Annotated in this window: 14 protein-coding genes; 11 read left to right on the top strand and 3 right to left on the bottom strand. The window is 33.8% G+C overall.

Annotation, left to right across the window (positions count from 1 at the left end; genetic code table 11):
• Nucleotides 1-2: 2 nt before the first annotated feature.
• Nucleotides 3-2,717 carry a valine--tRNA ligase gene (locus tag AC07XU_RS07805; RefSeq protein ID WP_494943080.1) on the bottom strand — a complete coding sequence of 905 codons (2,715 nt, stop codon included), beginning with the start codon at nt 2,715-2,717 and terminating at the stop codon, nt 3-5.
• 314 nt (nt 2,718-3,031) lie between these two features.
• Nucleotides 3,032-3,661 (bottom strand): Uma2 family endonuclease, encoded by a 630-nt coding sequence (locus AC07XU_RS07800; RefSeq protein WP_494943079.1) that lies wholly within the window; start codon nt 3,659-3,661, stop codon nt 3,032-3,034.
• A gap of 288 nt (nt 3,662-3,949) precedes the next feature.
• Between AC07XU_RS07800 and AC07XU_RS07795 the strand changes: the two genes are divergently transcribed.
• Nucleotides 3,950-5,983, top strand: a complete 2,034-nt coding sequence (locus AC07XU_RS07795; protein WP_494943078.1) for a M13 family metallopeptidase — start codon at nt 3,950-3,952, stop codon at nt 5,981-5,983.
• A gap of 259 nt (nt 5,984-6,242) precedes the next feature.
• On the opposite strand, the gene AC07XU_RS07790 is transcribed toward AC07XU_RS07795, so the two are convergent.
• Nucleotides 6,243-6,581, bottom strand: coding sequence for an MmcQ/YjbR family DNA-binding protein (locus tag AC07XU_RS07790; RefSeq protein ID WP_494943077.1), 339 nt, complete (start codon nt 6,579-6,581; stop codon nt 6,243-6,245).
• A 145-nt stretch (nt 6,582-6,726) separates the two neighbouring features.
• Between AC07XU_RS07790 and mnmC2 the strand changes: the two genes are divergently transcribed.
• The 10 genes from mnmC2 to AC07XU_RS07740 all read left to right on the top strand — a co-directional run bounded on the left by mnmC2 (nt 6,727) and on the right by AC07XU_RS07740 (nt 13,468).
• Complete coding sequence (mnmC2, locus tag AC07XU_RS07785; RefSeq protein WP_494943076.1) at nt 6,727-7,401, top strand: tRNA (5-methylaminomethyl-2-thiouridine)(34)-methyltransferase MnmC2; 675 nt, start codon at nt 6,727-6,729, stop codon at nt 7,399-7,401.
• A gap of 100 nt (nt 7,402-7,501) precedes the next feature.
• Nucleotides 7,502-8,614 carry an AI-2E family transporter gene (locus tag AC07XU_RS07780; RefSeq protein WP_494943075.1) on the top strand — a complete coding sequence of 371 codons (1,113 nt, stop codon included), beginning with the start codon at nt 7,502-7,504 and terminating at the stop codon, nt 8,612-8,614.
• 57 nt (nt 8,615-8,671) lie between these two features.
• Nucleotides 8,672-8,968 carry a hypothetical protein gene (locus AC07XU_RS07775; RefSeq protein ID WP_494943074.1) on the top strand — a complete coding sequence of 99 codons (297 nt, stop codon included), beginning with the start codon at nt 8,672-8,674 and terminating at the stop codon, nt 8,966-8,968.
• A 2-nt stretch (nt 8,969-8,970) separates the two neighbouring features.
• On the top strand, nt 8,971-9,777 hold the full coding sequence (gene mazG / locus AC07XU_RS07770) for a nucleoside triphosphate pyrophosphohydrolase (RefSeq protein WP_494943073.1): 807 nt from the start codon (nt 8,971-8,973) through the stop codon (nt 9,775-9,777).
• A 194-nt stretch (nt 9,778-9,971) separates the two neighbouring features.
• Nucleotides 9,972-10,532: an RNA polymerase sigma factor gene (locus AC07XU_RS07765; protein WP_494943072.1), complete on the top strand. Its 561-nt coding sequence runs from the start codon at nt 9,972-9,974 to the stop codon at nt 10,530-10,532.
• A 4-nt stretch (nt 10,533-10,536) separates the two neighbouring features.
• On the top strand, nt 10,537-10,830 hold the full coding sequence (locus AC07XU_RS07760) for a hypothetical protein (protein WP_494943071.1): 294 nt from the start codon (nt 10,537-10,539) through the stop codon (nt 10,828-10,830).
• Nucleotides 10,831-10,842: 12 nt separating this feature from the next.
• The gene (locus tag AC07XU_RS07755) at nt 10,843-11,388 is read left to right on the top strand and encodes a Spy/CpxP family protein refolding chaperone (RefSeq protein WP_494943070.1); all 546 of its coding nucleotides are present in this window, start codon (nt 10,843-10,845) and stop codon (nt 11,386-11,388) included.
• 79 nt (nt 11,389-11,467) lie between these two features.
• Nucleotides 11,468-12,253 carry a YHYH protein gene (locus tag AC07XU_RS07750; protein WP_494943069.1) on the top strand — a complete coding sequence of 262 codons (786 nt, stop codon included), beginning with the start codon at nt 11,468-11,470 and terminating at the stop codon, nt 12,251-12,253.
• Nucleotides 12,253-12,852 carry a toxin-antitoxin system YwqK family antitoxin gene (locus AC07XU_RS07745; protein WP_494943068.1) on the top strand — a complete coding sequence of 200 codons (600 nt, stop codon included), beginning with the start codon at nt 12,253-12,255 and terminating at the stop codon, nt 12,850-12,852. The genes AC07XU_RS07750 and AC07XU_RS07745 overlap by 1 nt, the downstream gene beginning before the upstream one ends.
• Entirely contained in the window at nt 12,824-13,468 is a 645-nt protein-coding gene (locus tag AC07XU_RS07740; RefSeq protein ID WP_494943067.1) for an SCO family protein, read from the top strand. Before AC07XU_RS07745 ends, AC07XU_RS07740 begins: the two co-directional genes overlap by 29 nt.
• The last annotated feature ends 24 nt before the right edge of the window (nt 13,469-13,492 follow it).

Raw genomic sequence — 13,492 nt, 5'->3', positions numbered from 1 at the left:
TGCTATCCTAAAATTGTTAAGCTTTCTTTTATAATACTAATTTTCGATTCTGCATCAGCCTTTTTATTACGCTCATTTTCAATAATTTCTGGCTTTGCATTTTGTACAAAACGCTCGTTACTTAATTTAGCATCAACAGATTTCAAGAAACCTAACAAATAATCCAATTCCTTGGTTAAACGTTCTTTTTCTGCATCTAAGTCTATGTTCTCGTTTAAAACGATAAAAAATTCATCGTTACCAACCATAAAACTAGCTGCTCCGGCAATTTTATCATTAACCAATTCTACCTCGCTAACATTTGCCAGTTTAAATATTACATCAGTCCAATTTTCGTAATTTAAGCCAGAGTTTACCTTTATGCTTAAAGGAAGGGCTTCTTTAGGAGAAATCTGACGCGTGTTTCTTACATTTCTAATTTCAGAAATTAAACCTTTAATCAGCTCTGCCTCTTTTAACAATTGTTCATCGGCTTTGCCTACAACAGGGTAATTTGCAACTATACAACAATCCATCTCCGTTCTTTCGCCAAACAATTCATCATGATATAATTCTTCGGTTAAGAATGGCATAAAAGGATGCAACAATTTCAATATTTCTTCAAAATATTTAATAGTAACAGCCTTTGTTTCTGCATCAATTGGTTGTTGGTAAGCTGGCTTTACCATTTCTAAATACCATGCACAGAAATCATCCCACACTAATTTATAAGTTGCCATTAAAGCTTCAGATAAACGATATTGCTTAAAATCTGCTTCAATATCTGCCAATGCTTCGCTAAATCTATTTTCGAACCAGTTAATAGCTTGTGTATTCGGATTTTCTAAATTGTCATCAACTTCCCAGCCTTTTACCAAACGGAAAGCATTCCATATTTTATTGGCAAAATTTCTTCCTTGCTCACAATAACTTTCATCAAACATTAAATCGTTACCCGCTGGTGATGACATTAACATCCCAACTCTTACGCCATCTGCTCCATACTTTTCTATTAACCCAATCGGGTCTGGCGAATTGCCTAAAGATTTAGACATTTTACGCCCAAGTTTATCTCTTACAATTCCCGTTAGGTAAACATTGGTAAATGGTTTTTTGCCCATAAACTCACGACCGGCCATAATCATACGAGCTACCCAGAAAAATAAAATTTCTGGTGCCGTTACCAAATCATTTGTTGGGTAATAGTAGTTAATATCTTTATTATTAGGGTTTTTAAAACCATCGAAAACAGAAATTGGCCACAACCACGATGAAAACCAGGTATCCATTACATCTTCATCCTGTTTAACAAATGGAGCTAATTGATTTTTAAACCCAGCTTTATCAGCTTCTGCTACATCTAAACCTTTTTTCTTCCAAAACTCTTCTAAAGCTTCATCTTTGGTTTTTGCTACAACCCACTCTCCTTTATCATCGTACCAAGCAGGTATTTGTTGCCCCCACCACAACTGACGAGAAATATTCCAATCGCGAACATTTTCCATCCAATGTCTGTAGGTATTTTCAAATTTATTCGGAATTAAATTTACTTCTCCATTTAACACGTCATCTAAAGCAGGCTGTGCCAATTCTTTCATTTTCACAAACCATTGCATTGATAATTTTGGTTCAATAGCGGCATCAGTACGTTCGGAGAAACCTACTTGAGACTTGTAGTCTTCCACTTTTTCTAAATGACCAGCCTCATCTAACATTTTGGCTATTTTTTTTCGGGCTACAAATCTATCTTCACCTACCAAAATAACCGCTAGTTCGTTTAACGTACCATCATCATTCAAAATATCTGTAACTGGTAATTTATGTTTAACGCCTAGTTCATAATCATTCAAATCATGTGCTGGCGTAACTTTTAAACAACCTGTACCAAATTCAATATCTACATATTCATCTTCAATAACCGGAATTTCGTGATTTACCAATGGCACAAAAACCTTTTTGCCTTTTAAATGTACAAAACGTGGATCATTCGGATTGATACAAATTGCGGCATCAGCCATAATCGTTTCCGGACGAGTAGTAGCAACAACAAGATAGTCCGATGTCTGATGTCCGATGTCCGAAGATTCGGCGACTAAATCATCCGACTTTCCGACTTCCGGACTAACAATTCTATATTTAATATAATACAACTTCTGGTTAACTTCTTTACGAATAACTTCTTCATCAGAAACTGCAGTTTTACCAGCAGGATCCCAATTTACCATTCTTATACCACGGTAAATCCATCCTTTTTTATATAAATGAATAAAACTATCAATTACCGCTTCAGAAAGATCTTCTTCCATGGTAAAACGCGTTCTATCCCAATCGCAGCTAGCACCTAATTTTTTAAGCTGTTCTAAAATAATACCGCCATATTTCTCTTTCCACTCCCAAGCGTATTTTAAAAACTCTTCACGAGAAAGGTCTTTTTTATCAATCCCTTGTTCTTTTAACATGGCAACAACCTTTGCTTCAGTAGCTATTGAGGCATGGTCGGTTCCAGGCACCCAACAGGCATTTTTACCCTGCATACGAGCTTTTCTTATCAAAACATCTTGTATGGTATTGTTTAACATGTGCCCCATGTGCAACACACCGGTAACATTTGGTGGTGGTATTACAATGGTGTAAGGCTCACGCTCATCTGGCTCAGAGTGAAAAAACTTTTTCTCTAACCAATAGCTATACCATTTATTTTCTGTTTCGGCAGGATTATATTTTGTAGAAATGCTCATTTATATTGTTTGTGGAATTAGCAGGTAAAAATACGTTTTTAAGCGGAAAGAGCAAACAGAAAGGATAAAGACTAAAGCTAAAAGACTAAAGTATATTTAACCCAAATCAAGAATTTGAAAAGCAGCGACAGTGAATTCGATCAATGTTAGCCCCGCTATCCGTTTTACTTCTGGGCAACCACAAGGGTTACCCATACGTGTTCACTCCTATCGGGTTTAAAAAACAAAATGAGGTGCAGAAAACATCAGTTGCAAAGCCCCAAAAATCTTAATCTTGCTTAAGTCCTTAATGTTTAAACTTTATTTGCTAAAATTTACAAACCTTCAAAAACATCATCAAGTTTAAGTACAAAACCTGACAATACTGAAGAAGTAATTTCTTCGCTCAAAGTAAATATTTTAGATGGACGGAATTTCCCCTCACTATCTAAAGTGTAAATTAAAATACTTTGATCACTTTGGCTTACTACCCAATATTCTTTAACACCAAACTCTTGGTAAATTTGGTATTTATGCAATAACTCTTTCTTGTTATTGCCTGGCGATAAAATTTCTACAACCAAATCTGGAGCACCAATACAACCTTTATCATCTAGCTTCGTTAAATCGCAAACCACACAAATATCGGGTTGTAAAACGGTGTAAACATCAGCATCAGCTTTGCTCTTTTTAGGAAAACGAACATCAAATGGCGCACCGTAAGCTTTACAAGGCTTATTTTTCAGAAAACTATAAATTGGATTAAAAATCGCTCCAAAAATCTCTTGATGAACTCTTGATGGAGCAGGGCTCATTTTAAAAATTTTCCCTTTAATTAATTCAACCCGTTCATCAAAAAGCCAATTTAAATAATGAGCATAGCTGTAAGTCATCGACTCATCTACATCATTAAAACTGTAAACTTTCGTTTCAGTTAATTCTGGATATGATTTTTCTGTTGACATGCAAATCAAATATACTCATTATGAGATAAATGAATAAATAATTATCAAGAAACAAACATCAATTATTTTAAAATAATTAGTAGCTCACACAATAAAAGATGTTAAAATATGTTAAATAACTATAAAACTGAAAAACATGAAATCGTTTAGAATTACCCTATTTAACGCAGAGATTTTTCGCAAAATTGGTTTAACCAAACTTTATTATTGGTTTAATAAGTAATATTTCTATTAACTTCTCATCTTTACAATCTCTATTGCTTAATTTTCGACTTTAATATTTAAAGTATGAAAATTCAACTCAAAAACTATTTTGCAGTTTTGGGCATTGCCGCATGCACATTTACTGCAAGCGCTCAAAAAATCCAAAAATACATCGATCCAGCTAACATGGATATGTCTGTTAAGCCAGGTGATGATTTTTATCAATATGCTAGTGGAGCATGGGTAAAGAAAAATCCAGTTCCTGCTAAAGAAACTCGTTGGGGCACTTTTAATGAGCTAAGAGAGTTTAACGCACAAGCTGTAAAAGGCTTGGTTGAAGAAGCTGCGGCAGATAAAAGTGCAAAAGCTGGATCTGTAACTAAACGTGTCGGCGATTTTTATGCCGCAGCAATGGATAGCATTACCATTGAAAAATTAGGCTACGCTCCTATTAAAGCTGAGTTAGAAAAAGTAAAAAAACTTAATTCATTACAAGGCATTTTAGACCATACTACTTACATGCGTACTAACGGAATTGGTGGTTCTTTTTATGGCTTTGGTGTCGGCCAAGATCGTAAAAACGTTAACAAATACATGGTTAACATTTCGCAAGGTGGTACAACTTTAGGCGATAGAGATTATTATTTAAATAATGATAGCAGAAGTGTAAAGATTAGAGAGGCATACAACACTTACATGGTTACGCTATTTAAATTAATTGGTTACACAGATGCTGTTGCGCAACAAAAGGCTAAAACTATTTTCACAATAGAAAAAGAATTGGCACAAGCTCAAATGACCAGATTAGAGATGCGTGATCCTTATAAAACCTACAACAAACTAACTGTTGCTGAGCTAAATAAACTTACACCAAACATTAATTGGCCAAATACTTTAACACAACTTAAAGTTAGCGGACAAGACACTGTCCTTGTAAATTCTACTAGCTTCTTTAAAACTCTAGATGGTTTATTAACATCAACTCCTGTTGCTGATTGGAAAACTTATTTAGAATGGAATATCTTAAAATCAGCTGCTGGTAACTTAAGTTCTCCTTTTGTAAAAGCTAATTTCGAATTTACACAAGTACAAACCGGACAAAAAGTGCAAACTCCTCGTTGGCAAACCATGTCTGCTTTAACTGATAGAACAATTGGTGAGTTATTGGGACAATTATACGTTGCTAAATACTTTAAACCTGAAGCGAAGGCTCGTATGGATGTAATGATTGAGAACCTACGAAAAGCTTTTGAAATTAGAATTAAAGGTTTGGAATGGATGAGTGATGAAACTAAACAAAAAGCTTTAGAAAAATTATATGCATTTACTCCAAAAGTTGGCTACACAACCAAATGGAGAAATTACGATGGTTTAGAAATTAATAGAGGTACATATTTACAAAACTTAATTAATGCTAGCAAATGGTCTTATAACGAAAACATTGGCCAATTAGGCAAACCTGTTGATAGAGAACGCTTTGGCATGACCCCTCCTACAGTTAATGCTTCTTACAGCCCAACTATGAATTCAATTACATTCCCAGCTGGTATTTTGCAATTCCCATTCTTTCACCCAGATGCTGATGATGCTATTAATTATGGTGGTATTGGTGCAGTTATCGGTCACGAAATGAGCCATGGTTTTGATGATTCGGGTAGCCAATATGATAAAGATGGTAACTTAAAAAACTGGTGGACTGCAGAAGATAGAACCAAATTTGAAGCTAGAACGAAACAATTAGGCGATCAATTTGATAGCTATACTGTTTTAGATACCCTGCATGTTAATGGTAAATTTACAATGGGAGAAAACATTGGCGATTTAGGTGGTTTAAATGCAGCTTATACTGCTTTTAAAATGACTAAACAAGGTCAGAGCAACGAAAAAATTGATGGTTTTACACCAGATCAACGTTTCTTTTTATCTTGGGCACAGGTTTGGAGAGGTAATATTTTACCAGAATCTGCAGCACAGCTGATTAAAACTGATCCACATTCTCCAGGTCCATACAGAACAATTGGTGCACCAGTTAATATGGATGCTTGGTACAATGCTTTTGATGTAAAAGCAGGCGATAAATTATATAAAAAACCAGAAGATAGAATAAGATTGTGGTAAAATAAAAAGCTAATATAAATTTAAAGGCATCAAGCAATTGGTGCCTTTTTTATTGAAAAGCAAATTGGTGTAAATATTATTGTTAGTCGGGCTCATACGCTACAAACTTTATTCAACTTTTTGGGGCTGCATGACGCCAAACCCCACAAACTTTGTTAAATAAACCCGATTATAATGTAAACCAAATTCTTCATTTGGTTGAAATGAAAAGCGGGACTAAGTTACCGAAGAATGACTACCATTGTTTTTCTAAAAAACCTTATTTGTACTTTTCTTGCACTTTCTTAGGCAACTTCGCCAAAACTAAAGCTCTCGAAGTCTCTATCCTTTGCTTGAGCTCTGTGTCATTTAATACTTCTAAATCTGCCACTTGCACCCACTGCCTTTTTGCCATATGAAAAGCTTGCTTAATGCCATCACGAGCAGTAAGCTCATCAAATTCTTCTGGCGAACATTTAGTAGAAAATCGGTTTCCCTCATCAATTGCGATGATAACAAAGATTTTTTCTTCAATCATAAAACAGAGATGATCCCATTTCATCCCTTCGGTAGTTCCGGGCAAACTCAAACAATATTCTCTGAAGGTTTCGATATCCATACTGGGTTTTGGGTTTAGGATTTAGCAAAAACAAAAGCTAAAATCTTAGGTTTGTAGCAAATCAAATCATTTAAAATTTTGCCGCACTAAAATAGTAATTTTGAGCTATAATCTTAATCATCCTCAAATCTTGTAAATACAAACAATGAATATCCTTACCCAAACTGCTGATGGTTCTAATACCCTTTTTAACGAAACTATAGGCGAACATTATCATTCGGCTCATGGCGCTTTACAAGAAAGCAAGCATGTTTTTGTGAATGCTGGCTTAGTGCTAGCCATTGAGAAAAATCCAGCTCAAGAAATTAAAATTTTAGAAGTTGGTTTTGGAACGGGATTAAATTTCATCCTCAGCTTTGCACAATGTGAAGCACAAAATATAAAACTGAACTACACTGGCATAGAGGCATTTCCGCTAACGCGATATGTGATTGAGCAAACTGGATACAACCAATATGTTAAAAATGAACAATGGAATAAATTTATTGAGCATTACGAGGAAGCTTTAATACATTCGCAAAAAATTACATTGCATTGCGATTTAACAATTGCCCACCAAACTTTACAAGCTTTTAATACCAATGGGTTGTTTGATGTGTTGTATTACGATGCATTTTCTGTAAGGCACCAACCCGAATTGTGGACAGATGAAATGATTACTCATGCTTGTAGCTTTATAAAACCGGGTGGCATATTTGTTACTTATGCCATTACAGGCAATTTAAAAAGAGCTGTAAAAGCTTGCGGATTTACCATTGAAAAATTACCAGGTGCACCAGGCAAAAGAGAGATGTTAAGAGCCATAAAAAGTTTGGAGTAATTAGTTTGGAGCTTGGAGTATTGTTGGAACTTATTATAAAAACAATTGAACCATACTACAGTTTTAAAGCAAACTTTTATATTTATTCAAAATTTGACCTATGAAACAAATCTCGCTACCTTTTGTAGCAAAATTAGCGCTTGTGCTTTTATCAATTATTATGCTAGGCTACTTAGCAATTTTAGGTAAAACGCTGTTATCTCCCTTGCTATTTTCTTTATTGATGGCATTTTTACTTTTACCATTTGCAAATGCTTTAGAGCAAAAAGCAAAATTTGGCAGAAGCGTAGCCGCAATTACCGCAGTTATATTAATGATTGCTGTTTTATATGGCATCCTTTATTTTTTTGGCAATCAACTGGCAGAGCTTTGGGCAGATTGGCCTTTGTTGGTAAAACAGGTTATTGCTGCATTTAATGATATACAAATGTGGGTTGCAAAAACATTTAACATTAATGTATACAAACAAAAATCTTATTTAACAGATGGCATTGAAAAATCTATAGCAACTAGTGCCGTAGTAATTGGATCTACTATTTTAACACTTTCATCTAGCTTGCTATTTTTAGCATTTACACTCCTTTTTACATTTTTCATTTTAAATTATAGAAGATTACTATTTACTTTTTTAACAACCGTTTTTGATGAAGAACACAAAGAAAAAGTACAAGAAATAGTAACCGAAATACAACGCATTATTAGAAAATATGTTACCGGCTTGTTTCTTCAAATGCTGATTGTATCGTTAATGATGATTATCACCTTATCATTGTTAGGCGTAAAATATGCTATCCTTTTAGGTTTAATTGCAGGTATTTTTAACATTATACCTTACTTGGGCATTTCTACTGCATTGCTAATTAGTGCATTAATAACTTTCGCAACTGCGGGTGCAACACAGGCTTTGTTTGTGATTTTTGCTTTTATAGGTGTACATACCATTGACGGAAATATTTTAATGCCTTTGGTTGTAGGCTCAAAAGTTAAAATAAATGCTCTTTTTGCTTTTATTGGTATTATTATCGGTGAAATGATTTGGGGCATATCTGGTATGTTTTTGGTTATACCGTACTTGGCGATGCTAAAAATTATTTTTGAAAGAGTTGATGGTTTACAACCTTGGGGAAATTTATTAGGCGAAGGACATGTTAAGCCAAGAAAAAGAAGAACTTATCGGATAACCAAGAAAATTAAGTTAGAAGATGCCGAGTAATTAATGATTGAATTAGTGAATGATTGAATTTTGAATTTTGAATAAGTGAATTATTAAATGAGAGAGAATAGATCGCCACATATTTTAAACACTTCGGCCAACTTATTAGGTTTTTGTTTTATCGTATTAACCTCTGTTAAAGTTGCCAAATTACATGAATCTACTTTTATAGATGAAGGTGCAGCTTTAGCTATTGTAATTTTTATGAGCAGCTGTTTATTGTCATTTTTGGCAATGAGAAATAATAATATCAACTCAAATAAATTAGAACGCACAGCGGATATTTTATTCCTTTGCGGATTAATTGTTCTCTTTATAACCACAATGCTTATTGCTTTTAACATTATCAAATAAATATGCCTGCAAACATTCCGCCTCCAGCTACCTCAACTCCTGATACCGCTTTTTTAAGATTGTTAAACGTTTTAGATACTTTGCGTACCCAATGCCCATGGGATAAAAAACAAACAATGGAAACTTTAAGGCATCTCACCATTGAAGAAACCTACGAACTTTCTGACGCTATTTTAGAAGGTGATATGCAGGAAATTAAGAAAGAATTAGGTGATTTAATGATGCATTTGGTTTTTTATGCTCGTATTGGTAGCGAAACCAATGATTTTAACATTACTGATGTATTAAACGGAGTTTGCGATAAACTGATTAATAGACACCCGCACATTTATGGCGATGTTGAAGTAAACAATGAAGACGATGTGAAAAGAAATTGGGAACAGATTAAACTTAAGGAAGGAAATAAATCTGTTTTGGGCGGTGTACCTAGCGGATTACCTGCTTTGGTAAAGGCAAGTCGTATACAAGAAAAAGCTCGCGGTGTGGGTTTCGATTGGGATAAAAAAGAGCAAGTTTGGGCTAAGGTTGAAGAAGAATTACAAGAATTTAAAGACGAATTTAACATAGCCGAGAATGAAAATATTGATATAGAAAAAGCGGAAGATGAATTTGGTGATTTGTTATTCTCATTGGTGAACTATGCTCGCTTTATCGATATTAATCCAGAAAATGCATTAGAAAAAACCAATAAAAAATTCATCAAACGTTTTCAATTTTTAGAAAGCAAAGCGAAAGAAAATGGCAAAGCATTACAAGACATGACGTTGGCAGAAATGGATGTATATTGGAATGAGGCAAAGAAGTTATAACGTTAATTTTTAAGCAATTACACCAGCGCCAAAGTAAAGGCTTTGTAATACCCATTACTCTTTTGAAAACTTTTCTCTATTCCTAAAAATACAGGTTAACTATCTAATTATATTCCAAAAACACAACTTCTTTTTAAATATCTTTATTAGCACGAAGGATTTTAAATATCCAATCGTCTAATACCAAATTGATATTGGAAGAAAACGATTTAATTAAAAAATTACAACAACGAAGTGAAACTGCATATCAATATTTGGTAGACGCATATCGCACCCGTGTGTTTAATACAGTTTTAAATATTTTACAAGATATCGATGATGCTGATGATACAGCTCAAGATGTTTTTATACAAGTATATCATTCAATTAATTCATTTAAAAGCGATAGTTCACTAACAACTTGGATTTATAGAATTGCTGTAAGAAAGGCATTAGATAAACTTAGACAGAGAAAAAATAGAGTTTTATTACAAAAATTATTGCCTTGGTGGATGCCGAATGATGAAAATAAGGAACAAATTTTTCATCACCCAGGTATTGCTTTAGAGCACAAAGAAAGAGCTGCTGAATTATTTAATGCAATAAATAAATTACCAGAAAACCAGAAAATTGCTTTTACGTTAATAAAAGTACAAGGAATGAAATATAACGAAGCGTGTGAGATTATGCAGCTTGGTGTTAAAGCCATCGAATCTTTAATTAGCAGAGCGAAACAAAATTTACAAAAACAATTACAACACTATAAAAATTCTTAATGTTATGGACCAACATAAAACCCCAATAACTGACGAATATTTAAAAAGCTTAGACGGAATTAGATCTGCTGAGCCTAAAGATTTTTTTTATACACGCTTAAAATCGAGGTTAGCAAATGAGCAAAGGCAAGAAGATTGGATTTTTCCTTTAAAACCGGTTTGGATGATTTGCACCTTAACTGTTCTTTTTTTAATAAATACGATTATGTTAACGCAAAAGAGTAAATCTCAACAATTGAGCGATAATTCTATTGAAAGTTTTGCAGCTGCATACGATCAAAGTATTTCATCTTATTAAACCGACATGAGCTTGAACAAGAAATTTTATACGGTTTTGATTATCATTTTGCTCTTAGCAAATATGGTTACCATCGGTATATTTTGGATAAAAAGAGGCCAAAATTCTCTACAATTCAAAGGTAGACCAGCACAGTTTATTATCAAAGAACTTAACCTTAATCCAAATCAACAAGAAAAATATTTGGATATGGTACGCGAACACCAAAATGGATCTAAACCTATTAAAGATGAAATAAGAGCTGCCAAAGAGCATTTTTTTGATTTACTAAAAAAACCTAATGCTAGCGATGCCGAAAAGCAAACTGCTGCGAAAAAAGTAAGCGTTTTAACAGAAAAATTAGATTTATTTACATTTGATCATTTCTCAAGCTTGAGGGCAATATGCACACCAGCTCAACAACAAAAATTCGATGATATTATAACGGCAGTAATTGAAAAAATGGGCAGGCAAAACAATGGAAAAAACAATCGCCCAGTTGGCCCACCACCCCATCCAGATTTTGGGGATGGACCACCACATGACAGGCCACAAAGAGAAAATCCACCACCTTTTTAAAAAATTAATTTATATAGAAGGATTTTAATGCGGCATTCGTCTAACTCTAAAAAAGGATTAAAATTTACCTCCAATCGTTATGAAAATCATCAAAACATCAACCTGCATTAGCGCAGTATTAACGTTAATAATTTTTCTGTCGTGCAAAAAATCTAGCACAAATACAGAGCCAACGGTAACTAATCCGGTAGTAACTACAACAGTTGGAGCTAATGTTCCAGATATTTACAAGAAAATATTTGGTGCAAGCAGTATTACGAGTGATGGAACTTATATTACCGTTAAAACGAATGGCTTGCCAGATCATAAAAGTATTTATTACAGCACTAGTAATACACTTTACGAAAATTTTAGTGGAACAACTTTTGGTAATACAAATTTTTCAAAAAACCCGAACAGCATAGCTACACAGAGTTATACTTTTAAAATTCCTTTAAATCCTGCTGTAAATGCAAATCATGCTGCAACGCCAATGGGGCCAATTGGTGTAGCTATTAACGGCGTACCTTTATATAATCAATATGCTGCAGGTGGTTCTCCTTTAAGTAATGAAATGGCTAGTTTCGATCAAGGTTATGGACATCCAGACCAAGGCTCAAGATATCATTACCATGTGGAACCAATAAAATTAACTTTAGCAAAAGGTACAGATGCATTGATGGGATTTTTATTAGATGGTTTTCCAGTTTATGGTCCAAAAGAAAATGGTGCTATTGTAGCCACTTCTAGCTTAGATGCTTATCATGGTCACACAAGCGCAACTGCAGATTATCCTAATGGCATTTATCACTATCATTTTTCTACTGATGCACCTTATTTAAATGGTAGTGGATTTTATGGCGCAGCTGGTACAGTAAGTTTTTAATGAAACGTTCTTTTGCTGTTAACTCCATTTTCTTATTGCTGTTGTTGATACAATCATCATGTACAAAAACAACTAAAGATGCAGCGCATCTACATGAAATTGCAGCTGTAAATATTAATGTTGCAGATACAAATTTTGTTTACGTACAAGACACAGTTTACTACAAGCAAAAACATTTTACAGGCCATCAATTTGAGCTTAACTTAAATGGTGATACAGCTTTAGTAAAATCATTTTATGATGGATTAGAAGAAGGATTTACTAAAAAGTGGCATGCTAACAAACAATTAGCCGAGCAGCGTTTTTACATTGCCGGCAAAAAAGAAGGTTTGCACCGAGCTTGGTGGCAAAATGGGAAATTAAAATTTGAGTACCATTTTTTAAATGATGAGTTTAACGGAACAGCCAGAGAATGGTATGAAAATGGCAACATTTATAAAGTATTTAACTATAAAAACGGCCATGAAGATGGCAGCATAAAAATGTGGTGGATTAACGGAAAAATTAAGACAAATTACATTATTAAAAATGGTAGAAGATATGGCTTATTGGGAACAAAAAACTGCATCAATGTTGCAGATAGCGTTAGTTTTAATTAGTTGTACATTTTTATTTTGTTGTAAGCAAAAATCTGATAATGAGGTAATCCCTTATTACAATAGCCCAAATTTCAATCCAATTTTTATTAGTAATGCCAAGCAGGTGGAACAAAAAATTACCCATCAGATTGCTAACTTCTCTTTTAAAAATCAAAACAATAAAACCATAACACAAAATGATATAGAGGGTAAAATACACGTTGCCAATTTCTTTTTTACAAGTTGTGGTAGTATATGCCCCATCATGACAAACAATCTAAAAAAAATAGATTCTACATTTCATGATGATAACAATATTGCTTTATTATCATTTAGCGTAACACCTTGGATTGATTCTGTAACCGTTCTAAAAGCTTATGCAGAGCGTAATGCCATCACCAATAAAAACTGGCACTTATTAACTGGTAGCAAGGCTGAGATTTACAAATTAGCTAGGCAATCTTACTATGCAGAAGAGGATTTAGGTTTTACCAAAGACAGTACTAATTTTTTACATACTGAACACTTTTTGCTTATCGACAAGCATAAAAGAATTAGGGGCATTTACAACGGAACATTGGCTTTAGAAACGGAACAGCTAATTAAGGATATTTTAATTCTTAAAAAAGAACAGTAACCTATCCCTGTATCTTTTATATTT

The organism is Pedobacter sp. GW456-11-11-14-TSB4, assembly GCF_059424425.1.
This window is presented reverse-complemented; position numbering and strand designations above follow the sequence as displayed.

Excerpts from the sequence above, each read along its gene's own strand:
- AC07XU_RS07805 (WP_494943080.1), bottom strand. The coding sequence starts at position 2,717 with ATGAGCATTTCTACAAAATATAATCCTGCCGAAACAGAAAATAAATGG.
- AC07XU_RS07800 (WP_494943079.1), bottom strand. The coding sequence starts at position 3,661 with ATGTCAACAGAAAAATCATATCCAGAATTAACTGAAACGAAAGTTTAC.
- AC07XU_RS07795 (WP_494943078.1), top strand. The coding sequence starts at position 3,950 with ATGAAAATTCAACTCAAAAACTATTTTGCAGTTTTGGGCATTGCCGCA.
- AC07XU_RS07790 (WP_494943077.1), bottom strand. The coding sequence starts at position 6,581 with ATGGATATCGAAACCTTCAGAGAATATTGTTTGAGTTTGCCCGGAACT.
- mnmC2 (WP_494943076.1), top strand. The coding sequence starts at position 6,727 with ATGAATATCCTTACCCAAACTGCTGATGGTTCTAATACCCTTTTTAAC.
- AC07XU_RS07780 (WP_494943075.1), top strand. The coding sequence starts at position 7,502 with ATGAAACAAATCTCGCTACCTTTTGTAGCAAAATTAGCGCTTGTGCTT.
- AC07XU_RS07775 (WP_494943074.1), top strand. The coding sequence starts at position 8,672 with ATGAGAGAGAATAGATCGCCACATATTTTAAACACTTCGGCCAACTTA.
- mazG (WP_494943073.1), top strand. The coding sequence starts at position 8,971 with ATGCCTGCAAACATTCCGCCTCCAGCTACCTCAACTCCTGATACCGCT.
- AC07XU_RS07760 (WP_494943071.1), top strand. The coding sequence starts at position 10,537 with ATGGACCAACATAAAACCCCAATAACTGACGAATATTTAAAAAGCTTA.
- AC07XU_RS07750 (WP_494943069.1), top strand. The coding sequence starts at position 11,468 with ATGAAAATCATCAAAACATCAACCTGCATTAGCGCAGTATTAACGTTA.
- AC07XU_RS07745 (WP_494943068.1), top strand. The coding sequence starts at position 12,253 with ATGAAACGTTCTTTTGCTGTTAACTCCATTTTCTTATTGCTGTTGTTG.
- AC07XU_RS07740 (WP_494943067.1), top strand. The coding sequence starts at position 12,824 with ATGTTGCAGATAGCGTTAGTTTTAATTAGTTGTACATTTTTATTTTGT.